This window comes from Nonomuraea sp. NPDC050663 (assembly GCF_044456985.1).
Classification (GTDB): Bacteria; Actinomycetota; Actinomycetes; order Streptosporangiales; family Streptosporangiaceae; genus Nonomuraea.
The window spans coordinates 15,226-36,733 of sequence record NZ_JBITGL010000014.1 but is presented as its reverse complement, the minus strand read 5'-3'; the positions used below and the strand labels follow the sequence as shown (position 1 = coordinate 36,733).

Annotated in this window: 22 protein-coding genes; 14 read left to right on the top strand and 8 right to left on the bottom strand. The window is 72.0% G+C overall.

Annotated features, from left to right (window positions below):
* The first annotated feature begins 52 nt into the window (after window positions 1-52).
* Window positions 53-664 (top strand): TetR/AcrR family transcriptional regulator, encoded by a 612-nt coding sequence (locus ACIBH1_RS34395; RefSeq protein WP_397318170.1) that lies wholly within the window; start codon window positions 53-55, stop codon window positions 662-664.
* A complete protein-coding gene (locus ACIBH1_RS34390) occupies window positions 661-2,829 on the top strand; it encodes a glycoside hydrolase family 3 C-terminal domain-containing protein (RefSeq protein WP_397318169.1) in 2,169 nt (722 codons plus the stop codon). The genes ACIBH1_RS34395 and ACIBH1_RS34390 overlap by 4 nt, the downstream gene beginning before the upstream one ends.
* Here the strand turns inward: ACIBH1_RS34390 and ACIBH1_RS34385 are convergent.
* Complete coding sequence (locus ACIBH1_RS34385) at window positions 2,789-3,904, bottom strand: glycoside hydrolase family 1 protein (RefSeq protein ID WP_397318168.1); 1,116 nt, start codon at window positions 3,902-3,904, stop codon at window positions 2,789-2,791. The two genes, ACIBH1_RS34390 and ACIBH1_RS34385, sit on opposite strands and share 41 nt — an antisense overlap.
* A gap of 112 nt (window positions 3,905-4,016) precedes the next feature.
* Between ACIBH1_RS34385 and ACIBH1_RS34380 the strand changes: the two genes are divergently transcribed.
* Window positions 4,017-4,445: an OsmC family protein gene (locus tag ACIBH1_RS34380; RefSeq protein WP_181613294.1), complete on the top strand. Its 429-nt coding sequence runs from the start codon at window positions 4,017-4,019 to the stop codon at window positions 4,443-4,445.
* Between the two features lie 44 nt (window positions 4,446-4,489).
* Window positions 4,490-6,604, top strand: coding sequence for a glycogen debranching protein GlgX (glgX, locus tag ACIBH1_RS34375; RefSeq protein ID WP_397318167.1), 2,115 nt, complete (start codon window positions 4,490-4,492; stop codon window positions 6,602-6,604).
* A 1-nt stretch (window position 6,605) separates the two neighbouring features.
* On the opposite strand, the gene ACIBH1_RS34370 is transcribed toward glgX, so the two are convergent.
* Window positions 6,606-7,553 (bottom strand): NADP-dependent oxidoreductase, encoded by a 948-nt coding sequence (locus tag ACIBH1_RS34370; protein ID WP_397318166.1) that lies wholly within the window; start codon window positions 7,551-7,553, stop codon window positions 6,606-6,608.
* 73 nt (window positions 7,554-7,626) lie between these two features.
* On the opposite strand from ACIBH1_RS34370, the gene ACIBH1_RS34365 reads away from it, so the two are divergent.
* Complete coding sequence (locus tag ACIBH1_RS34365; RefSeq protein ID WP_397318165.1) at window positions 7,627-8,175, top strand: TetR/AcrR family transcriptional regulator; 549 nt, start codon at window positions 7,627-7,629, stop codon at window positions 8,173-8,175.
* Between the two features lie 275 nt (window positions 8,176-8,450).
* Here the strand turns inward: ACIBH1_RS34365 and ACIBH1_RS34360 are convergent, their stop codons facing one another.
* The gene (locus ACIBH1_RS34360) at window positions 8,451-9,113 is read right to left on the bottom strand and encodes a GntR family transcriptional regulator (RefSeq protein ID WP_397318164.1); all 663 of its coding nucleotides are present in this window, start codon (window positions 9,111-9,113) and stop codon (window positions 8,451-8,453) included.
* Between the two features lie 47 nt (window positions 9,114-9,160).
* Here ACIBH1_RS34360 and ACIBH1_RS34355 point away from each other — a divergent pair, with 47 nt between their 5' ends.
* Entirely contained in the window at window positions 9,161-10,006 is an 846-nt protein-coding gene (locus ACIBH1_RS34355) for a fumarylacetoacetate hydrolase family protein (RefSeq protein WP_397318163.1), read from the top strand.
* Window positions 10,007-10,224: 218 nt separating this feature from the next.
* Window positions 10,225-11,019, top strand: coding sequence for an SDR family NAD(P)-dependent oxidoreductase (locus tag ACIBH1_RS34350; RefSeq protein WP_397318162.1), 795 nt, complete (start codon window positions 10,225-10,227; stop codon window positions 11,017-11,019).
* Window positions 11,020-11,062: 43 nt separating this feature from the next.
* On the opposite strand, the gene ACIBH1_RS34345 is transcribed toward ACIBH1_RS34350, so the two are convergent.
* Window positions 11,063-11,845, bottom strand: a complete 783-nt coding sequence (locus ACIBH1_RS34345; protein WP_397318160.1) for a DUF4253 domain-containing protein — start codon at window positions 11,843-11,845, stop codon at window positions 11,063-11,065.
* 64 nt (window positions 11,846-11,909) lie between these two features.
* On the opposite strand from ACIBH1_RS34345, the gene ACIBH1_RS34340 reads away from it, so the two are divergent.
* The gene (locus ACIBH1_RS34340; protein ID WP_397318159.1) at window positions 11,910-12,533 is read left to right on the top strand and encodes a L,D-transpeptidase family protein; all 624 of its coding nucleotides are present in this window, start codon (window positions 11,910-11,912) and stop codon (window positions 12,531-12,533) included.
* A 4-nt stretch (window positions 12,534-12,537) separates the two neighbouring features.
* On the opposite strand, the gene ACIBH1_RS34335 is transcribed toward ACIBH1_RS34340, so the two are convergent.
* On the bottom strand, window positions 12,538-12,933 hold the full coding sequence (locus ACIBH1_RS34335; RefSeq protein ID WP_181613285.1) for a hypothetical protein: 396 nt from the start codon (window positions 12,931-12,933) through the stop codon (window positions 12,538-12,540).
* A 144-nt stretch (window positions 12,934-13,077) separates the two neighbouring features.
* Between ACIBH1_RS34335 and ACIBH1_RS34330 the strand changes: the two genes are divergently transcribed.
* From ACIBH1_RS34330 to ACIBH1_RS34320, 3 genes are read left to right on the top strand one after another with little or no spacing between them, the layout of a single operon-like run.
* Window positions 13,078-13,788: a pyrimidine reductase family protein gene (locus tag ACIBH1_RS34330; protein WP_397318158.1), complete on the top strand. Its 711-nt coding sequence runs from the start codon at window positions 13,078-13,080 to the stop codon at window positions 13,786-13,788.
* A complete protein-coding gene (locus tag ACIBH1_RS34325; RefSeq protein WP_397318157.1) occupies window positions 13,772-14,902 on the top strand; it encodes an ATP-dependent DNA ligase in 1,131 nt (376 codons plus the stop codon). The genes ACIBH1_RS34330 and ACIBH1_RS34325 overlap by 17 nt, the downstream gene beginning before the upstream one ends.
* Window positions 14,903-14,928: 26 nt before the next feature.
* Entirely contained in the window at window positions 14,929-15,285 is a 357-nt protein-coding gene (locus ACIBH1_RS34320) for a hypothetical protein (protein ID WP_397318156.1), read from the top strand.
* Here ACIBH1_RS34320 and pgeF read toward each other — a convergent pair.
* On the bottom strand, window positions 15,269-15,970 hold the full coding sequence (gene pgeF / locus ACIBH1_RS34315) for a peptidoglycan editing factor PgeF (protein ID WP_397318155.1): 702 nt from the start codon (window positions 15,968-15,970) through the stop codon (window positions 15,269-15,271). The genes ACIBH1_RS34320 and pgeF overlap by 17 nt on opposite strands.
* Before the next feature lie 49 nt (window positions 15,971-16,019).
* Between pgeF and ACIBH1_RS34310 the strand changes: the two genes are divergently transcribed.
* Genes ACIBH1_RS34310 through ACIBH1_RS34300 form a run of 3 tightly spaced genes read left to right on the top strand, consistent with a single transcriptional unit; the run spans window position 16,020 to window position 20,314 of the window.
* The gene (locus tag ACIBH1_RS34310) at window positions 16,020-17,447 is read left to right on the top strand and encodes an aldehyde dehydrogenase family protein (RefSeq protein ID WP_397318154.1); all 1,428 of its coding nucleotides are present in this window, start codon (window positions 16,020-16,022) and stop codon (window positions 17,445-17,447) included.
* 8 nt (window positions 17,448-17,455) lie between these two features.
* Window positions 17,456-18,319 (top strand): tetratricopeptide repeat protein, encoded by an 864-nt coding sequence (locus tag ACIBH1_RS34305; RefSeq protein WP_397318153.1) that lies wholly within the window; start codon window positions 17,456-17,458, stop codon window positions 18,317-18,319.
* An 18-nt stretch (window positions 18,320-18,337) separates the two neighbouring features.
* Window positions 18,338-20,314 (top strand): acyl-CoA dehydrogenase family protein, encoded by a 1,977-nt coding sequence (locus ACIBH1_RS34300; RefSeq protein ID WP_397318152.1) that lies wholly within the window; start codon window positions 18,338-18,340, stop codon window positions 20,312-20,314.
* Here ACIBH1_RS34300 and ACIBH1_RS34295 read toward each other — a convergent pair.
* Both ACIBH1_RS34295 and ACIBH1_RS34290 read right to left on the bottom strand, forming a co-directional pair.
* Complete coding sequence (locus ACIBH1_RS34295) at window positions 20,311-20,994, bottom strand: class F sortase (protein WP_397318151.1); 684 nt, start codon at window positions 20,992-20,994, stop codon at window positions 20,311-20,313. The two genes, ACIBH1_RS34300 and ACIBH1_RS34295, sit on opposite strands and share 4 nt — an antisense overlap.
* Window positions 20,995-21,492, bottom strand: a complete 498-nt coding sequence (locus ACIBH1_RS34290) for a hypothetical protein (protein ID WP_397318150.1) — start codon at window positions 21,490-21,492, stop codon at window positions 20,995-20,997.
* Window positions 21,493-21,508 lie beyond the last annotated feature (16 nt).

Below are 21,508 nucleotides of genomic sequence, written 5' to 3'. Positions count from 1 at the left end.
ACCTGGTAGATTTGCTGGGAAGACGCTTTCTACCAAGTGGTAGGTTTGCCCTGTGAACGAGCCGACACCCCGCCGGGGAACCAAGGGCGAACGCACCCGCGCCCGCATCCTCGACTCAGCCATGGAGCTGTTCTCCCGCTCGGGTTTCCACGCCGTCTCGCTGCGCGACATCGCCGCGCACGCGGGCATGACCCACGCCGGGCTGCTCCACCACTTCCCCGGCAAGGACGAGCTGCTGATCCAGGTGCTCACCAGGCGCGAGGAGCTGGCCGCCCAGCAGGTGCTGGCCTCCGCCGACGCCAGCGAGCTCGGCCCCGCCGAGATCGTGGTGCGCCACCTCGACCAGATCGCGCACAACGCCGGCACCCCCGGCCTCGTCGGCCTGTTCGTCAAGGTGTCGGGGGAGGCCGCCGACCCCGGACACCCCGCCCACGCCTACTTCGTCGAGCGCTACCGGCGGCTGCGCAGGCGGACGGCGCGGCTGCTCGCCGTCCTGTTCGAGCAGCACGACCCGCCGCTCAAGCACGACCCTGACGCCGTCGCCCAGCAGCTGCTCGCCCTGGTCGACGGCCTGCAGACGCAGTGGCTGCTCGACCCCGGCGAGGTCGACATGCGCGCGTCGGTCGTGGCCTTCTTCTCCCAGCTCGGATTGGACCTGGAATGACCTCACTCGACGACCGGGCCGCCCTCACCTCGGGCAGTGACACCTGGCACACCACCGCCGTCGACGGGCTGGTGCCCGCCCTGACCCTGTCGGACGGGCCGCACGGCCTGCGCAGGCAGGCGCAGGCGGAGGGCGACGCCCTCGCGCTGCGCAGGAGCCTGCCGGCCACCTGCTTCCCGCCCGCCGTCGCGCTGGGCTCGTCGTGGGACGTGGAGCTGGCCACGCGGGTGGGCGCCGCCCTGGGCCGCGAGGCCTCGGCGCTGGGCGTGGACGTGCTGCTCGGGCCCGGCATCAACATCAAGCGCTCGCCGCTGTGCGGGCGCAACTTCGAGTACTTCTCCGAGGACCCGCACCTCACCGGCGTTCTCGGCGCGGCCCTGGTGACCGGCGTCCAGTCCGTGGGCGTCGGCGCGTGCGTGAAGCACTTCGCGGTCAACAACCAGGAGACCGACCGCATGCGCGTCAGCGCCGAGGTCGACGAGCGGACGCTGCGCGAGATCTACCTGCGCGCCTTCGAGCACATCGTCCGTACGGCCAGGCCGTACGCGGTCATGTCGGCCTACAACAAGATCAACGGGATCTACGCCTCACACCACCGGTGGCTGCTGACCACGGTGCTGCGCGAGGAATGGGGCTTCGACGGCCTGGTCATGAGCGACTGGGGCGCCGTCAACGACCGGGTCGCCGCCCTGGAGGCGGGCCTGGACCTGGAGATGCCGCCCACCGGCACCGACGACGAGATCGCCGGGGCGGTGCGCTCGGGACGGCTCGACGAGAAGGTGCTCGACCAGAGCGTGGACCGGCTCGTACGGCTCGCCGAGCGCGTGGCGACGCGGCAGCGCTTCGACGGCTGGGACACCGGCGCCCACCACGAGCTGGCCCGCGAGGCGGCACGCGCCTCGGCCGTGCTGCTGAAGAACGACGGCGACGTGCTGCCGCTGACCGGCGGCTTCTGCGTCGTCGGCGAGCTGGCGCGCACGCCCCGCTACCAGGGCGGCGGCAGCTCGCACGTGGTGCCGACCAGGCTCGACAACGCCCTGGAGGCGCTGGGGAGCCCCGGCTTCGCCGCCGGATACCGGCTCGACGGCGAGGCCGACGAGCGGCTCGTCGCCGAGGCCGTGGAGCTGGCCGCCCGCCACGAGGTGGCCGTGCTCTTCCTCGGCCTGCCCGAGCCGCTGGAGTCGGAGGGCTTCGACCGCACGACCATCGACCTGCCCGCCGACCAGATCGACCTGCTGCGCGCGGTTGCCGTGGCCTGTCCCAGGACGGTCGTGGTGCTCTCCAACGGCGGCGTGGTGTCGGTGTCGGACTGGCAGGAGCACGCCACGGCGATCCTGGAGGGCTGGCTGCTGGGCCAGGCGGGCGGCTCGGCGCTGGCCGACCTGCTGACCGGCGTGTGCAGCCCGTCGGGCAGGCTGACCGAGACGATCCCGCTGCGGCTGCAGGACGTGCCCTCCTACCTGCACTTCCCCGGCTCCGACGGGGTGGTGCGCTACGGCGAGGGCCGCTACGTGGGCTACCGCCACTACGACTCGGCCGACGCCCCCGTGGCCTACCCCTTCGGCCACGGCCTGACCTATTCGCGTTTCGCCTACTCCGGCCTCGTCGTGGACGGCAGGCGGGTGGAGGCGACCGTCACCAACACGGGCGAGCGGTCCGCCCACGAGGTGGTCCAGCTCTACCTGGGCTTCGAGGGCGACCGGCCGCGCCACGAGCTGCGCGGCTTCCACAAGGTCGGCCTCGAGCCCGGCGAGTCGGCGACCGTCGCCTTCGAGGTGACCGAGCACGACCTGGCCTACTGGTCGGCCTCGCGCGGCGGCTGGGCGGTGGACGCGGGGACCGTGACGGTCGAGGTCGGCGCCTCCTCGCGTGACATCCGGCTCACCGGGGAGCTGGCCGTCGAGGGCGACGGCCACACCGCCGAGCTGACCCGGATGTCCACGCTGGGCGAGTGGCTGGCCCACCCCGTGGGCGGGCCGGTGCTGCGCGAGCTGATGGCCGAGCACGTGCCGTGGCTGGCCGAGGCCGGTCCCGCGCTGCTCGGGATGGCCTACGGCGTGCCGCTGATCAAGTTCCGCACGTTCGGCATCGGGCTGAGCGCCGAGGTCGTCGACGCGCTGGTGGCTAGATGCGCCGGCTCCCCAGCCAGCGGGCGCTCGGCTTAGCCGTACGCGCGAAGCTGTCCCGGTCCACCTCCACCAGGCCGAAGGTGGGCCGGTAGGAGCCCCACTCGTAGTTGTCGAGCAGCGACCAGTGCAGGTAGCCGCGCACGTCGGCGCCCCCGGCCATCGCCGCGCGCAGGCCGTCGAGTGCCTGGCCGGTGTACTCGACGCGCTCGGCGTCGTCGGCGGTGGCGATGCCGTTCTCGGTGACCAGGATCGGCACGCCCGGCGCCCTGGCGGCGGTGTAGCGCACGGCGTTGCCCAGCGCGTCCGGGTAGTACTCCCAGCCCATGAGCGTCTTGCGGCAGTCGTCGGCCACGGGCAGGGCGCCGCCGGGGCCGACGAGCACGCGGGTGTAGGCCTGCACGCCGATGAAGTCGTCGCCGCTCGCGGCCTCGATGAAGACGTCCTCGCGCGGGCGCGCCCAGGCGTCGCGCTCGGCCTCGGCCCCCGGCAGCGCCTCGAAGTTCTGGTTGGCGATGGTCCAGCCCGACCTGAACCCCGTCAGGACCTCGCGGGCCGCCCGGTGGGCCTCGATCAGCGCCTCGGTCATCGCCGGGTCGGGGGCGGGCAGGGCTCCCGCCACTCCCCCGCCGCCCTCGCGCAGGCTGGACACCATCGCCACGAGGTTGGGCTCGTTGATGGTGCACACCCACTCGACGCCCTCCAGGATCGGCGCCACCGCCTCGACGTAGGCGCGGAAGCGCTCCGCGCCGCCCTTCCAGCCCTTGAACCAGCGGGGGCTGGTGAAGTGGTGCAGCGTGACGACGGGGGTGAGCCCGCGCTCCAGGCAGCCCTCCACGATCCGCCGGTAGTGGCCAAGAGCCGCCTTCGACACCCGGCCCTCCTCCGGCTCGACCCGCGCCCACTCCACGCTGAACCGGTAGGCGTCGAATCCGAGCTCGCGCAGCAGGTCGAGGTCCTCGGGCCAGCGGTGGTAGGCGTCGCAGGCGTCGCCGCTGCGCTCGGGGAAGGGGCCGGTCGCGGAGTTCTCCAGCGCCCACAGGTCGCTGGCCACGTTGTTGCCCTCGGTCTGATGCGCGCTTCCGGCCGCACCCCACAGAAAGGTGTCATTCATGGGCAAAACCTACCACGTGGTTAGTTTTATTGGCCGGGCGCTGACGATCGTGACCGCACGCCCGCGATATGTTCGGTGCTGAAGAGCATCAGCGATTGAAAGGGATATCGGCATGGCGACGACTCGCACCGCCACCACCCAGTGGAAGGGCGCCCTGCTCGACGGTTCCGGCACCGTCTCGCTCGACTCCTCCGGGGTCGGCACCTTCGACGTGTCCTGGCCCTCGCGCGCCGAGGCGGCCAACGGCAAGACCTCGCCCGAGGAGCTCATCGCGGCGGCTCACTCCTCCTGCTTCTCCATGGCGCTCTCGCACGGCCTCAACGGCGCCGGCACCCCGCCGCAGTCGCTCGAGACCCGCGCGGACGTGACCTTCCAGCCGGGCGAGGGCATCACCGGCATCGTGATCAGCGTCAAGGGTCACGTGCCCGGCATCACCGCCGAGCAGTTCCAGGAGGCGGCCGAGACCGCCAAGGCGAACTGCCCGGTCAGCAAGGCGCTGACCGGCACCACCATCACGCTCAACGCCGAACTGCTGAGCTGATCCACTCTCCCCGCCGTGCCTCTCGCATGAGACAATCGGGACGCATGCGAGAGGTATGGCCGGGCGAACCGTATCCACTCGGCGGCACCTGGGACGGTGTGGGAACCAGTTTCTCCATCTTCTCCGAGGTCGCCGAGCGGGTCGAGCTGTGCCTGTTTCACGACGACGGCAGCGAGGAGCGCCTCGATCTGCCCGAGGTCGACGGCTTCGTGTGGCACGGCTACTTCCCCGGCATCGTGCCCGGCCAGCGTTACGGCTACCGCGTGCACGGGCCCTACGAGCCCTCGCGCGGCAAACGGTGCAACCCCGCCAAGCTCCTGCTCGATCCCTACGCCAAGGCGATCGACGGCGACCTGGTGTGGAACGAGGCGGTCTTCCCCTACTACTTCACCGATCCCGCCAAGATCAACTCTGTCGACAGCGCGCCCTACATGCCGAAGAACGTGGTGATCAACCCGTTCTTCGAGTGGGGCAACGACCGGCCCCCGCGCACGCCGTACCACCAGACCGTGATCTACGAGGCGCACGTGCGCGGGCTGACCATGCGCCACCCGGCCGTGCCCCAGGAGCAGCGCGGCACCTACGCCGGCGTCGGCCACCCGGCGATCATCGACCACCTGCTCTCCATGGGCGTCACCGCCGTCGAGCTGATGCCCGTCCACCACTTCGTGCCCGAGCACTTCCTGGTGGCCCGCGGCCTGACCAACTACTGGGGCTACAACACGATGGCCTACCTGGCCCCCCACGGCGCCTACTCCAGCGCGGGCACGCGCGGCCAGCAGGTGCTGGAGTTCAAGGCCATGGTGCGGGCGCTGCACGAAGCGGGCATCGAGGTCATCCTCGACGTGGTCTACAACCACACCGCCGAGGGCGACCACATGGGGCCGACGCTCGGCTTCCGCGGCATCGACAACCAGGCCTACTACCGGCTGCACGACGGCGACCGGCGCTACTACCTCGACTACACCGGCTGCGGCAACTCCCTCAACGTCAGGAGCCCGCACGCGCTGCAGCTCATCATGGACTCCCTGCGCTACTGGGTGCTCGACATGCACGTCGACGGCTTCCGCTTCGACCTGGCCGCCGCGCTCGCCCGCGAGCTGCACGACGTCGACCGGCTGAGCGCCTTCTTCGACCTCATCCAGCAGGATCCGGTGATCTCGCAGGTCAAGCTCATCGCCGAGCCGTGGGACGTGGGCCCGGGCGGCTACCAGGTCGGCAACTTCCCGCCGTTGTGGACCGAGTGGAACGGCAAGTATCGCGACGCGGTGCGCGACTTCTGGCGCGGCCACGCCGTCCTGCCGGAGTTCGCCTCGCGACTGTCGGGCTCCTCCGACCTGTACGCCTCCAGCGGCCGCCGCCCCGTCGCCTCGATCAACTTCGTCACCTGCCACGACGGCTTCACCCTCACCGACCTGGTCTCCTACGACCGCAAGCACAACACGGACAACGGCGAGGACAACCGCGACGGCACCGACGACAACCGCTCGTGGAACTGCGGGGCCGAAGGGCCCGTGGAAGACCCCGAGATCGTACGGCTGCGCGAACGCCAGCGCCGCAACCTCCTGGCCACCCTGTTCCTGTCGCAGGGCATCCCCATGCTCTCCCACGGCGACGAGCTCGGACGCACCCAGCGCGGCAACAACAACGGCTACTGCCAGGACAACGAGCTCACCTGGATCGACTGGTCCAGGATCGGGCTCGAGTCCGGCATGCTCGACTTCGTGCGCACGCTCTCGCGACTGCGCCGCCGCCACCCGGTCTTCCAGCGCCGCCGCTTCTTCCGCGGCAGCACCGAGGGCCGGCGCGACCTGGTGTGGCTCACCCCCGCGGGCACCGAGATGACCGCGGGAGACTGGCAGACCGGCTACGCCAGGGCGATGGGCGCCTACCTCAACGGCTCGGCCATCACCGAGCCGGGGCCACGCGGCGAGCGCATCGTCGACGACTCGTTCCTGCTGCTCATCAACGCCCACCACGAGGACATGACCTTCACCCTGCCGGGCGCCGAGTTCGGCGAGTCGTGGATCCCGGTGCTCGACACCAGCGACGAGACGCGCCGCGACGAACCCTTCCCCGACGAGCAGTGGCCCGCCGGGGCCATCGTGGCGGTCACCTCGCGCAGCCTCCAGGTGCTGCGCCAGCCCCGCGAGGACTGACCTACACCTCCAGGACGATCTTGCCCTGGAGGTGCCCGCGCGCGGCGCGCTCGTGCGCCTGGCGGGCCCGCGCGAGCGGGAGGACACTGTCGACGCCGACCACCAGGCGTCCCGCGTCGATCAGCTCGGCCAGCTCGCCGAGCTGGCGGCCACTGGAGCGCACCTGGGCGCTGACGATGGAGACGCCCCGCTCGGCGGCGCGCTCCGGGCTGAGCCTGCCGATGGGGAAGACCGCCGCGAACGTGCCGCCCGGCCGCACGACGTCGAGCAGGTCGTCCATCGCGTCGCCGCCGACCGTGTCGATGACCACGTCGGCCAGGCCGGCGGGCAGAGCCTCCCGCGTGTAGTCGATGAAACGGTCGACGCCGAGGCCCCTGAGGAAGCCGGCGTGCCTGCCGGAGGCCACGGCGATCACCTCGTTGCCCTGGTCCTTGGCCAGTTGCGCGGCGAAGTGCCCCACGCCGCCCGCCGCGCCGTTGACCAGCACCGTCCGGCCCGATGCCGGCCGTACATGGTCGACGGCGTACTGGTAGGCGGTCAGTCCCGCCATCGGCACGGCCGCGGCCCGCACGTGGTCGAGGCTGCGCGGCTTGCGCGCCAGCTGGTCGGCGGGAACGGTGACGTATTCGGCGTACGCGCGCCCGCCCGGACCGCCTGGCGCCGGAGGGAAGCGGATGAGCGCGTAGACCTCGTCGCCCTCCTGCCACTCCCCCGCGCCCTCGACGACCACGCCGGAGACGTCCGTACCGGGGATGTGCGGCAGGGGCAGGGTGGGGCGCATGTCCGCGGGGATGGTGGCGAACCCGGTGCGGGCGTACCAGTCGGGCGGGTTGACGCCCACGGCGTGCACCTTGACCAGCGCCTCGCCCCGGGCCGGTCGCGGCGTGGGCACCTCCTCGTGGACGAGCACTTCTGGGCCGCCGAACTCGTGGAACCGGATGGCCTTCACATCTGCCTCCTATAATCGGATCAGTGTTCCGGATAATAAGCGGAGCACTGTTCCGCTTGTCAAGGGAGTGCCCATGGTCCGTGCCGACGCCGAACGCAACCGCGCGCGCATCCTGGAAGTGGCCCAGGCCGTCGTCGCCGAGCAGGGCACCCAGGCCTCGCTGCGCGACGTCGCCCGGCGCGCCGACGTCGGGCTCGGGACCCTCTACCGGCACTTCCCGACCCGCGAGGCACTGCTGGAGACGTTGCTGCGCGAGCGGTTCGAGGAACTGGCGCGGCAGGCGCGGGACCTGGAGGACGAAAGCGACGCCGGCGAGGCGCTGGCCCGATGGGTCGGGGAGTTCGTCCAGGGCGGCACCTACCGGGGCGTGGCCACCACCCTGATGGCCACGCTCACCGACGAGGAGTCGGCGCTGCACGCGGCCTGCCTGTCGATGCGACAGGCCGCCGGACGGCTACTGACCCGCGCCCAGGAGGAGGGCGCCGTCCGGGACGACGTGGACGCGCTCGACCTGTTCGCCCTGGCCAACGCGGTGAGCTGGATCGGCGAGCAGTCGGACGGCCTCGCGGAGCGCCGCGGTCACCTGGCGGGGCTGGTGCTTGACGGGCTGCGGCGGGGGTGAGCCCACCAAGACCGGCCCCCCGGCGGGGCTAAGCGCCACAGGCTCGGCGCGCATGCCGGACGCCACATGCCGGGCGCCACATGCCGGACGCCGCATGCCGGACGCCGCATGCCGAAGCCGACCGGGATCGCTCCCACCATGGAGCCGGGCTCGTGGCGCTCAGCCCCGCCACGGGCTGCCCGACGTCCGACGTCCGACGTCCAGCGCCCCGGAGTCGGCGCCCCGGAGTCGGCGCCCGGGTCCGGGGTCCAGGCGGGCCTGACTCCGCCCCCCGGTCAGGCGGGAGTGTCGGTGGCGCCCCTGATCAGCAGGCGGGCCGTGTGCGAGATGTGGTGGCGCAGCCGGTCGGCCGCGCTCAGGGCGTCGCGCTCGACGACCGCGTCGAGCAGCCCCCGGTGCTCCAGCGCGATCTCCTCCTCCGATTCCCGCCCGTAGGACACCGCCCACGTGCGGTACAGCTCCGCCTCCTCCCGCAGCCCGCACGCGATGGACCGCAGCCGCCGGTTGGAGCACCCCTCCAGCAGCGCGAGGTGAAAGGCGGTGTGCGCGGCCGACCACTGCGCGCTCGGGTGCTCGCGCGAGTCCTCGCCAAAGAACGGCGTGCGGGCGAGCACGTGGTGGGCGGCGACCACGGCGGCCTCCCATGCCATGTCGCCCTCGCGCACCGCCATGGCGAACACGAGCGGCTCGACCTCGCGCCGGGCCGAGGTCAGCTCGGCCAGGTCGCCGTACGACAGGGAGACGACGGTGAAGCCGTGGTTGGACTGGCTGGCGACGAGACCCTCGGTGACCAGGCGGGTGAGGGCTTCGCGGGCGGCGCCGACGCTGGTGCCGTAACGAGCACACAGATCCGGAAATTTCAGTCGCTGTCCTGGAGTGAGCCGTCCGCCCAGGATGTCGGTGCGCAGCCGCTCGTAGATCTCCCCGCTCTTCCCCATGACCGGCAACGATAGCAACTTTCGAAAGTTTCCGTTATATTCGAGCCATGCGTATCGCGAACCTCTCCTCCAGGCTCGTCCTGATCACAGAAGACGCCAAGGCGGTCGACGTCGAGCAGGCCAGCGGCGGCCTGTTCTCCGCCGACCCGCAGGCGGTCTACGCACGCTGGGAGGAGTTCCGCGCCTGGGCCGCCGGCGCCGAACTGCCGGAAGGCGCCGCCTTCGACCAGGCCGACCTGGGCGCGCCCGCACCGGGCCCGCGCCAGATCCTGGCCGTCGGCCTCAACTACCACGCCCACGCCGCCGAGTCCGGCTTCGCGGCGCCCGACACCATCCCGCCGCTGTTCACCAAGTTCGCCAGCGCGATCTCCGGCCCCGTCTCGTCGGTCAAGCTGCCCGAGAAGGGACACACCGACTGGGAGATCGAGCTCGTCGCGGTGATCGGCCGGGAGGCCTACCAGGTCCCCGAGGACGAGGCCTGGCAGTACGTGGCGGGCCTGACCGCCGGGCAGGACCTGTCGGAGCGCATCACCCAGATGGCCGGGCCGTCGCCGCAGTTCAGCCTGGGCAAGTCGTTCCCCGGCTTCGCGCCGATGGGCCCCTACCTGGTGACGCCCGACTCCTTCGACGACCCCGACGACCTGGAGCTGACGTGCTCCATCGACGGGGAGGAGATGCAGCGCGGCAGGACGAGAGACCTGATCTTCTCGGTGCCCGCGCTGGTGGCCAAGCTGTCGGCGGTCCTGCCGCTGCTGCCTGGCGACGTGCTGTTCACCGGCACGCCCGCGGGCGTCGGGCTGGGCCGTACGCCCCAGCGCTGGCTCGCCGACGGCGAGGTGCTGGTCTCCCGCATCGAGGGCATCGGGGAGCTGCGGCAGACGTTCTACGCCTGACCGCGCGGCGGGCCGGTAGCGCACCTCTCCCGGCCCGCCCGCGGGAGCATCCCCTCACGCGGTCCAAGGTAGGCGCGGGTGCTTTCGAACGGCTTTTCGCGACGGAAAGCCGGAACGGCGGGTCCGATTCCCGCTGGGACGCCAGGTCCGATTCCCGCTGGAACGGCAGGTCCGATCGCCGCCGGTCTTGGGCCGCCGCCGCTCGTAACGTGGTGGCCATGGATCTTCACCTTTCCGGCCGTGTCGCGATCGTCACCGGCGCTTCGAAGGGCATCGGCCTGGCCGTAGCCCGGACCCTCGCCGCCGAGGGCGCCCGCGTGATCGCGGCCTCACGTAAGAACGTTCCCGAGTTGTCCGGCGATATCGTGCACGTCCCTGTCGACCTCATGGACCCGCTGGCGCCGCAGCACCTGGTGGACGTGGCCGTCGAGCGGTTCGGCCGGCTCGACGTGCTGGTCAACAACGCCGGCGGTCCGCCGCCCGGCGTCTCGCTGCCGCGTTTCTCGTTCACGGCGCCGACCGACGACGACTGGCGCACGATGTTCGAGTTCAACCTGTTCGCGGTGGTCAGGATGATCCGTGCCGCGTTGCCTGCCATGATGGAGAGCGGCGGCGGCTCGGTCGTCAACGTGTCGTCGGGCAGCGCCCGGCTGCCCGCCCCGATGAACGTCGACTACAACGCCGCCAAGGCCGCGCTGAACAACCTCACCAAGGCGCTGTCGGAGGAGTTCGCGCCGCAGGGTGTGCGCTTCAACACCGTCTCGCCTGGGCCGGTGCGCACCGCGTGGTGGACGGAGGAGGGCGGAGCGGCCGACATCCTCGCCGCCGCGACGGGCAATGACCGCGATGCCGTGATCGAGCAGGTCGCGCCCGAGATGATGAAGTTGTCGACGGGACGGCTGGTCGAGCCGCAGGAGATCGCCGACGTGATCGCGCTGCTGGTCTCGCCCCGCTCGGCGGCGACCACGGGGGCCGACTTCGCCGTGGACGCGGGCTTCCTCAAGCAGGTGTGACCCGGTACAAAGACTGGGTACTCAAGCACCGGCCCTGGGCCGGTCAGTCCCACCAGAACGCCCAGGAGTTGGAGCCGACCAGGTCGGCGGCGTAGTCCTTGAGCGTGGGGGTCGTGCGCTGCTGGATGTTGTCCATGCAGACGACGAAGTGCTCGGCCGCCACGTGCAGGGCGTGGTCCAGCGTCTCGGGCGGCGCCGACACGCTGAGGTGCAGCGTGTCGGGGCCGGCCGCCACCACCCGGGCGCCGAACCGCTCCTCCCAGCTCAGCAGCATCGACACCAGCGCGGGCGTCTCGTGGTAGTTGATCGCCCCGTTCCATCCCATCGCGCACAGCGCCTCCGCGCCGCGCCGTGCGGCGACCAGTCCCAGGTAGGAGCGACGGTCGTCGAGCTCGCCCGCGTACCAGTCGGCGACGCGGCCGGGGTCGGCGGCCGAGTCTCCCCTGGGCGCCAGCCCGGGGCATTCGCGGCCGAACGGCTCCAGGTCCTCCAGGTCGTAGTCGGGGTCGTCGTCCTCGGCCACCCACTCGGCCCACATCGCGGCCATGAAGGCGCCGGCGTCGTGCAGCCCCACCTCGCCCAGCGACCAGGGGGCGTCCTGGCCGGGCTCCCAGCCGTCGTCGAGCAGGAGCAACGGCCACAGGCCCGAGCGCGGATGCTCGGCGCGGAAGGCCGACCACTGCTGGCCCGTCGTCAGACTCGCGCTCACCCAGAGCTGCAGCCCGCGGGTGCTCATCCCCTCGGGCAGCGGCGTCGCGAGCGTGCGATCGGCGCCGCCGTCGAGAAAGAGCACCGCCAGCTCCGGCGGTAGGCGCATGTCATCCATAACGGCATTCTTCCGGTAGGGCTCGCGGTGATCGGGCAGACCCCCCTGTGTGGGGCGCTTACTCGTGGCACTGGTCCTGGCGTTGACGTCCTGCCGCCCGGTGGCGGCCGATTCCGCCCGGCTCGGCAGCCTCCGTCCGGGTGACGAGGGCGCCGGGGTCGTCGCCCTCCAGGAGCGGCTATCGGCGCTGGGCTACTGGCTCGGCACGCCCGACGGCAGGTACGGCACGAGCACGACGCAGGCCGTGTTCGCCCTGCAGAAGGCGGCGGGCCTGCCGCGCGACGGCGAGTTCGGCCTGCGCACCGCTCTGGCCCTCGACCAGGGTGTCCGGCCGGCGGCGACGACGTTCTCCGGCCGCTTCGCCGAGGTCCACCTGGCCACGCAGCTCCTGCTGCTGGTCCGGGACGGCCGCGTCGAGCACGTCGTCAACGCCTCGACGGGCATCGAGGCGACGGCGACGCCCGCGGGCGACTTCTCCGTCTACCGCGCTGTCGACGCCTGGGACTCGGGGCCGTACGGCCCGCTCTACCGGCCGCGCTACTTCGTGGGCGGCGTGGCCGTGCACGGCTACCGTTCCGTGCCGCCGCAGCCCGCCTCGCACGGGTGCGTGAGGGTGAGCATCGCGGCGATGGACTGGTTGTGGAGCAGCGGCTGGCTGGAGCTGGGCACCCCGGTCACGGTCCGCTGATCGGTCACAGCCGGGCGGCCGTCAGCAGCACCAGCACGAAGGTGGTCAGTCCGGCCAGGCCGTGGACGGCGACGGCCAGCAGGGGGAACCGTTGCTCGGCGCCTCGCGCGTGCCGCCCGCCGCCGAGCCAGCGCGTGAACATCGTGAACCCGAGCAGCGCCGCGACGGTGAGCACGGCGAAGGCGAGCCAGGCCACCCCGCCGTCGCCGGTCAGCAGGAAGATGGTCCAGCACGCCAGGGCGCTGACCGCGAAGGTGGGGTGGCTGAAGATCAGCGCGGTGGGGAATCTGGTCACCTTGGTCTTCTGCTGCCGCAGCCCGCCCCCTGACAGCCAGAGGTAGAGCAGGTATGCGCCGACGAGGGCGGTGATCAACCACGTCACAACCGTGACCAGACGCACCCTAGCCTCCCTGGAGTCCCCGATCGCCTGCCGCCACGTAAACACATCAGCGCACGTACGTCACGAGTTACGCGAAAGTGCTATCCGACCGCCAAAAAGGTCCTCGCCCCGGGGTCCGCAATCCCCGTGTGCCAAGGTAGAGGGGTGCGTCGCATCCATCCCGACATCGAGGACGATCCGGACATCTCGCTCGCCTACGCGTATCCGTCCGACCGGTGGCTGCGCCTGAACATGGTGGCCAGCGCCGACGGGGGCGCCTGGGTGAAGGGCCTCTCGGGCGGGTTGTCCAGCAAGGGCGACCGGGTGATCTTCGGGGTCCTGCGCCGCCTGGCCGACGTCGTCATGGCGGGCGCCGCGACCGTGCGCACCGAGGGGTACGGCCCGGCGAAGGCGAAGCCGGACAGGCAGGTGCCTCCCCCGGTCGCCGTGGTCACCCGCCGCCTCGACCTCGACCTGGGCAGCCCGCTGTTCACCGAGGCCAGGACGCGGACGATCGTGATCACCTGCGAGTCCGCCCCGAGCGACCGCAGAGACGAGGCGGCCAGGCTGGCCGACGTGATCGTCGCGGGCGACGACAGGGTCGACTTCGCCTCCGCCCTGAGCCAGTTGCGCGAGCGGGGGCTGGGCAAGATCCTGTGTGAGGGCGGCCCGCGGATCAACGCGCAGCTGGCCGCGGCCGGTCTCGTCGACGAGTTGTGCCTGACGACGAGCCCCCTGTTGATCGGCGGCGGCGCGGCCCGCATCCTGAACGGCGAGGCTTCGCACGTCCCGCTCCGGCTGGGCCAGGTGCTGGAGGAGGACGGTGTCCTCTTCTGCCGCTATCTACGGGAGGACACCCATGACGCAACCACCTGAGGAGATCCAGCTCGACCTGCCGGTGCTGCCGCCGGTGGCGCCGATGCTGGCCAAGCCGATCAAGGCCATGCCCCGGCAGGACGACGGCCTCTACTTCTACGAGCCGAAGTGGGACGGCTTCCGCTGCATCGTCTTCCGCGACGGCGACGAGGTCTTCCTGGGCAGCCGCAACGAGCGGCCCTTCACCCGCTACTTCCCCGAGCTCGTCGAGGCGGTCAGGCGCGAGCTGCCCGACAAGTGCGTGGTCGACGGCGAGATCGTGCTGCGCAAGGCGCAGGAGCTCGACTTCGTGATGCTCCAGCAGCGCATCCACCCGGCGGCCAGCAGGGTGAAGATGTTGTCGGAGGAGTATCCCGCCTCGTTCATCGCCTTCGACCTGCTGGCGCTGGGCGAGGAGAACCTGATGGAGGCGCCGTTCAGCGAGCGCCGCGCCAAGCTCGAGGGGATCTTCCCGGAGCGGGGCGGCTCGATCAGGCTGACCCCGGTCACCCAGAACCACGAGCGCGCCGAGGAGTGGTTCGAGATGTTCGAGGGCGCCGGCCTCGACGGCATCATCGTCAAGCCGGGCGACCAGCCCTACGTGCCCGACAAGCGCACGATGTTCAAGGTCAAGCACGACCGCACCGCCGACGTCGTCGTCTGCGGCTACCGCGAGCACAAGACGGGACCGATCGTCGGCTCGCTCCTGCTGGGCCTCTACAGCGACGACGGCAAGCTGCACCACGTGGGCGTGGCCGCATCCTTCCCGATGGCGCGGCGGGCCGAGCTGGTCGACGAGCTCAAGCCGTACCTCGCCAAGCTCGGCGAGCACCCGTGGGGCGAGTGGGCCGACCAGGCGATCCGCAACATGGGCCAGCCCGCCGCCACGCCCGCGACGGGCGGGCAGCGCATGCCGGGGGCGGTGTCGCGGTGGAACGCCAAGAAGGACCTGTCGTTCATCCCGCTCCGCCCCGAGCTGGTGATCGAGGTCGCCTACGACCAGATGGAGGGCGACCGGTTCCGCCACACCGCGCAGTTCCGCCGGTGGCGGCCCGACCGCACGCCCGAGTCGTGCACCTACGAGCAACTGGAACGCCCGATCAGTTACAACCTGGACGACATCCTCGCGCGATGAGCCCGACCGTGGCGTAATATCGCGACATGACGACCCCCTCGCCCGGAGACGAGCTCCGGGCCGCCGTCTCCGCCCGTCGTGACCTCGGCCCCGACTTCGAGGACGCCATCGTCGAATCGTTCCTCGACAAGATGGGCAAGGAGGTGGACAGGCGGGTCGACGAACGCCTGGCCTCGGTGCGGCCCAGCCACACCGACCGCCGTTCCGAGGGCATGCGCCTGGCGCTGGCCATCGTCTCGATGTCGCTGGGCACGATCCTGTCGATCGTGACGATCGCCGTCAGCTACAGCCTCTTCGCGCTGGTGATCATCTGGGGCGCCATCGCCATCGTCAACGGCGTCTTCAACAATCCGGGCGGCGGCGGGCCTAGGCCAGCCAAATGAGCCCGGCGAAGCGCCCGGCGACGCGCTCCCTGCGGTGGGAGTAGAGCTCCTCCGCCTCGATGGTGCAGCGCGCGTCGTGCCGTACGTCCGACACGCCCGCCGAGCGTAGCTGGGCCTCGATGCCCGCCCGCAGGTCGAGGGCGGGGGTGCCCCACGACGTCTCGGAACGGGCGGCGGGGACCGCGGCGGCGACCCGCTCGCGCAGCTCCTCCGGCACCTCGTAGCAGCGCCCGCAGGCTCCCGGGCCGACGAACGCCACGAGCTCGCGGGCTCCCTTCGCCCGCATCGCCTCGACCAGCGCGGTGGCGATGCCCGCCTCGGTGCCCGGCCGTCCCGAGTGGGCGGCGCCGACCATGCGGGCCTCTGGATCGGCGAGCAGGACGGCGGGGCAGTCGGCTCCCAGGGAGGCCAGCGCCAGCCCGCGAACGTCGGTGAAGACCCCGTCGAGCGGCGGCGCGCCGGCGCCGAAGGGCGCGGTGACATAGGCGACGTCGGCGGAGTGAACCTGGTGCATGAAGACGATCGCGTCGACCCCCAGCTCGCCCGCCAGGGCCGAGCGGTTGGCGGCGACGGCGTCGGGCGAGTCGCCGACCAGCCCGCCGAGGTTGCGCGAGCCGTACGGCGGGGCGCTCGCGCCGCCGTGCCGGTCGGTGACGGCCACGTGCACACCGGGAGCCAGAAGCATGCCTGCCACCTTATTACCATCCGAATCAAGCAAGCGTATGCTTGGGCAGGTGATCGACTACCGCAACCTCATCGGCGGCAAGGTCCAGGCCGCCGCCGACGGCAGGACTCTCGACTCGGTCAACCCGGCCACCGGCGAGGTCTGGGCCCGCATCCCCCGCAGCGGCCCACAAGACGCCGAGCAGGCCGTCACCGCCGCCCGCGCCGCCTTCCCCCGCTGGTCGGCCATGCCCGCACTGGGCCGGGCGCACTTCCTGCGCAAGGTCGCCCGCGTCTTCGCCGACCACGCCGAGGAGCTGGCCAGGCTGGAGACCACCGACAACGGCCGCATCCTGCGCGACACGCTCAAGAAGGACCTGCCCGGCATGGCCTTCCTCTGGGAACTGGCCGCCGGCCAGGTGCTCGACGCGGTCAAGGGCGACACCGTGCTGATGGGACCCGACGCGCTCGGCCTGACCAGGCGCGAGCCGTACGGCGTGGCCCTGTGCGTCATCCCGTGGAACTCCCCCGTCTCCACCTTCTCCGCCAAGGCCGCGTTCGCGCTGGCGGCGGGCAACACCGTGATCGTCAAACCGGCCGAGCAGGCGAGCGTGTCGACGCTGCGGCTCGGCGAGCTGCTGGCCGAGGTCTTCCCGCCCGGCGTGCTGAACATCGTCAGCGGCCTGGGCGAGGAGGTCGGCGAGGCCCTCGTGCGGCACCGCGGCGTCAACAAGATCAGCCTGACCGGCTCGACGGAGACGGCGCTGCGCATCACCCAGAACGCCGGCGTCAAGCCGATGACCTTCGAGCTGGGCGGCAAGTCGCCCAACATCGTCTTCGACGACGCCGACCTGGACAAGGCGGCCGACGGCGTCACCGTCAACTCGGTCTACACCGGCAACGCCGGACAGGTCTGCGTGGCGGGCTCCCGCATCCTCGTCCACCGCCCGATCTGGGACGACTTCCTGGCCAGGATCGCGCAGAAGGCCGCGGCCATCACCCTCGGCGACCCCCTGGACCTGGCCACCGACATGGGACCGATCGTCTCCCAGGCGCAGTACGAGCGGGTCGTCTCCTACCTGGAGCTGGCCGAGAAGGAGGGCGCTGAGAGGGTGTTCGGCGGGCGGCACGGCTCCGAGGTGGTGCCGGGCGGCGGCTACTGGGTCGAGCCCGCGCTCTACACGACGACCGACAACGGCCTGCGCGTCTGCCAGGAGGAGATCTTCGGCCCGGTCGCGGTGGCCATCCCCTTCGACGACGAGGCGCAGGCGGTGCGCATCGCCAACGACTCCGCCTACGGCCTGGCCGCCGGGGTCTGGACGCGTGACCTGGGCCGGGCCCACCGGCTCATCCGCGATCTCGACAGCGGCACGGTGTGGGTGAACACCTTCCGCCAGATGCCGCCGGGCCTGCCGTTCGGCGGCGTGAAGGACAGCGGCTACGGCCACGACGCGGTGCTGGAGTACACCAGGCAGAAGGCAGCGATCATCCAGATATAGTCCGTGCCATGGCAGAGCTCTCCGTGGAGCAGGCCCGGGCCTCCGTGCTGCGCAGCCGCGCCGACTCCTACTTCGCCCTGGAGCGCTACGAGGCGGCGGTCACCGACCTGACCGAGGCGATCGAGCTCGACCCCGACGACCCGCGCTCCTGGCGGCTGCGGGGCGAGAGCCACCGCCTGCTCGGCGACTTCGACGCCGCGCTGGCCGACTTCGACGAGTCGCTGCGCCTGGAGCCTGGCAACGCCTACGCCCTGGGCTCGCGCGGGCAGGTGCACGCCGCCCTGGGCGCGCTGGAGACGGCACTCGACGACTTCGAGCACGCGCTCGCCCTGGAGGCGGGCGTCGACTGGATCATCCACGAGCGCGCCCAGGTGCTGGCCGCGCTGGGCCGCCTCGAGGACGCCCTGGCCGCGCACACCGAGCTGATCACCCTGTACGGCACGGCCGACGCCTACGCCCACCGCGCCGACCTGCTGCAGAACATGGAGCTCTACCCCGAGGCCGTCGACGACTACTCGCGCGCCCTCATGATCGACCCCGGGCACGCGCGCTCCTACGCCCAGCGCGGCGAGTCGCTGCGCATGCTCGACCGCCACGAGGAGGCGCTGGCCGACCTCGACCGGGCGCTGGAGCTGGAGCCCGACAACGAGCGCACGCTGGGCAGCCGCGGCGCGGTGCTGAGCGACCTGGGCCGCGTCGAGGAGGGGCTGGCCGACCTCGACCGCGCGATCGAGCTCGACAAGACCTACGTCTGGGCCTACCAGGTCAGGGGTGAGCTGCTCCAGGAGCTCGACCGGCACGAGGAGGCCATCGCCGACTTCTCGCGCGCGCTGGAGCTGGAGTACGGAGACCGTGGACAGCTGACCGAATAAGCTTCTAGATTCGTGCGCATGGGCATCGGCTTGACCGAGGAACACCGCGCACTGGCCGCCTCCGTCCGCGGCCTGGCGGGCCGTCCCGAGCTGCGGGGCGTGCACGTCGCCGAGGAGTACGGCGGGCAGGGCGGCGGCCTACTGGAGCTGTGCGTATGCCTGGAGGCGCTGGGCGAGCTGCGGGCCTCAGGCGCCCTCCTGCCCTCCGCGCTCGCGGCGGCGGTGCTGGGAGCCGAGCACGCCGAGCTGCTGCGCGGGCTGGTCGACGGCTCGCTGACCGCGGCCGTCTCGATCGGCGGGCGGGTGCTGGGCTCCGCCGCGGCCGACCTCTTCCTGCTGCCCGTCGACGAGGGCTGGGCCGTGCTCGACCGGGACGACGTGCGGGCCGAGCGCGCCGACTCCATCGACCTCGACCGCGAGCTGTGCACCGCCGAGCCGTCGGCCGTTCCGCGGGAGCGGGTGCTGGGCGAGGTGCCCGTGCGCGAGCTGGCCGTGGTGTTGCTGGGCGCCGAGTCGTGCGGCCTGGCCGCGTGGTCGGTGCGCACGGCCGCGGAGTACGCCAAGGTGCGCGAGCAGTTCGGGCGGCCGATCGGGCAGTTCCAGGGGGTCAAGCACCGGGTCGCCGGGGCCTTCGTGGCGCTGGAGCAGGCACGGGCGGCGGTGTGGGACGCCGCCAGAGCGCTCGACACCCGATCTTCCGCGGCCGAGGCGCCGGAGCCCGGGGTGCGGCTGGCCGTGGGCGTGGCGGCGGTGCTGGCGCCCGAGGCGGCCGTGCGCTGCGCCGCCGACGCCATCCAGGTCCTCGGCGGGATCGGCTTCACCTTCGAGCACGACGCCCACCGCTACTACCGCCGCGCCCTGTCGAACCGCATGCTCGCCGGCGAGTGGTCGGAGACGGTCGCCACCGAGGCGATCTCGGGAACCCGGCGCACCATGGAGCCCGACCTGCCCGAGGAGGCCGAGCCGCTGCGCGAGGAGCTGCGCGCGGTCGCCGCCGAACTGACCGCCCTGGAACCCCTGGAGCGCCTGGCCCGCTTCGCCTCCGAGGGCTGGATCATGCCGCACCTGCCCGCCCCGTGGGGCCGCGCCGCCTCCCCGCTGGAGCAGGTGATCATCCACCAGGAGTTCCCCAAGCGCCCCAACCTGGGCATCGCCGCCTGGGCCGTACCGTCGATCGTCAGGTACGGCACGCGCGAGCAGCAGGAGCGGTTCCTGCCCAGGACCTTCACCGGCGAGATCGTCTGGTGCCAGCTGTTCAGCGAGCCAGGCGCGGGCTCCGACCTGGCGGGACTGACCACCAAGGCCGTCAGGGTCGAGGGCGGCTGGTCCATCACCGGCCAGAAGGTGTGGACCTCGCTGGCGCAGTACGCCCACTGGGGCATCTGCCTGGCCCGCACCAGCCCCGAACGCCCCAAGCACGAGGGCATCAGCTACTTCCTGGTCGAGATGGCCTCCCCCGGCGTCACGGTCAGGCCGCTGCGCGAGATCAACGGCGACGAGATCTTCAACGAGGTCTTCCTCGACGACGTCTTCGTCCCCGACGAGCTGGTCGTCGGAGAGGTGGACCAGGGCTGGCGGGTCGCCCGCGACACCCTCTCGCACGAGCGGGTCGCGCTGGGCGACTCGTGGGGTCCCGGCTCGCAGCACACCGACATGGTGCGCCTCCTGGCCGGACACGACGGCCTGCGTTCGCCCGACCTCGACAGGGCGGGGCGGTTGTGGGCGCAGGGCCAGGCGATCTCGGCGCTGAACCTGCGCATCATGACCTCGCAACTGGCCGGGGCCGATCCGGGACCGGCCGCGAGCGTGCGCAAGTTCCTGGGGATGCGCCACTCGCAGGAGATCTCGGAGTTCTGCTGGTCGGTGGCGCCGGAATCGGCACACTGGCAGCGCATGATCCTCACCACCCGCGCGTTCACCATCGGGGGCGGCACCGGCGAGGTGCAGCTCAACATCATCGCCGAACGCGCGCTCGGCCTGCCGCGCGACCCCTAGGACTTGGGGTGGTGGGCCAGCGCCAGGTGGGCGTAGACGATCGTGTTGTCGCGGTAGCTGCCCGCCGCCCTGTCGAAGGCGCCGCCGCACGTCACCAGGCGCAAAGCCGGGTAACCGACCTCGCCGTACACCTTCCTGGTCGGGAAGGAGTCCTTGGGCGTGTGCTCGACCCGGTCGACCACGAACACGGCCACCGACCGGTCGGCGCGCACCACCTGGACCTGGTCGCCCTTCTTGACCTCGCGCAGCGCGGCGAAGACGGCGGGCCCCGATCTGGTGTCGAGGTGCCCGGTGATCACCGCGGCCCCGCGCTGGCCGGGCACCGGGCCGTAGCGGTACCAGCCCGCGACGTTCGGCTCGTGCAGCGGCGGGTTCTCGATCGCGCCCGCGCCGTCCAGGCCGAGTTCCATCAGGGGCGCGGCCACGCCGATGGACGGGATGTAGACGCCGGTGGGCCTGGCGGCCTTCATGGGCTTGGCGACCACGCCCTCGGGCACGTCGAAGGTCTTGACGGGCCGGTGGGCCGCCGGTGAGGGCGGCGCGGTGGCCTGGACGCTCTCCCCCGGATGCTCACCCGATCCGAGCAGGCCGGCGACTCCGGAGGCGATGAGCGCCGCCCCGCCCACCGAGACGATGACCGCGCCGGTGAGGATGGCCTTGTGGCCGGGCGGCTGGGCCACCTAGGCGTCGCCCCGGCGCCGCCGCACCGCGAATCCGGCCAGGCCCGCACCGGCCAGCAGCCCGCTCGCGCCGACCACGAACGGCCAGGTGGGGCTCTCGGGCGCCAGGCCGCCGCCGCCCGTCTGGGGAGCGCCGTCGGGCACCTTGCGCTTGCCCTCGTCGACGGGCTTCCACGGGTTCGTCGGCTCGGGCTCGCCCGACTCGGTCTCCCCGGGGGCGCTCGACCAGGAGTCCTGCGGGGCCGGGGCGTCGGACCAGCTCTCGAACGGGTTGGGCGGGATCGCCCCCGGGTCCTGCGCGGGCGGCTGCCACGGATCCTCGGGGTGCACACCGCCGCCGGACGCGCCGTCGCACGGCAGCAGCGGGATCAGGCAGGTGGCAGCCGCCAGCGGAGACCGCTCGGCGGTCTCGGCCGAGGCGATGCCGACGCCCAGGGCCAGGTTCAGTCCGCCGATGACGAAGGCCGTCACCGCTCCGGCGGCCGCTAATCGTCGCATGGTTGTGAGCCAAGCG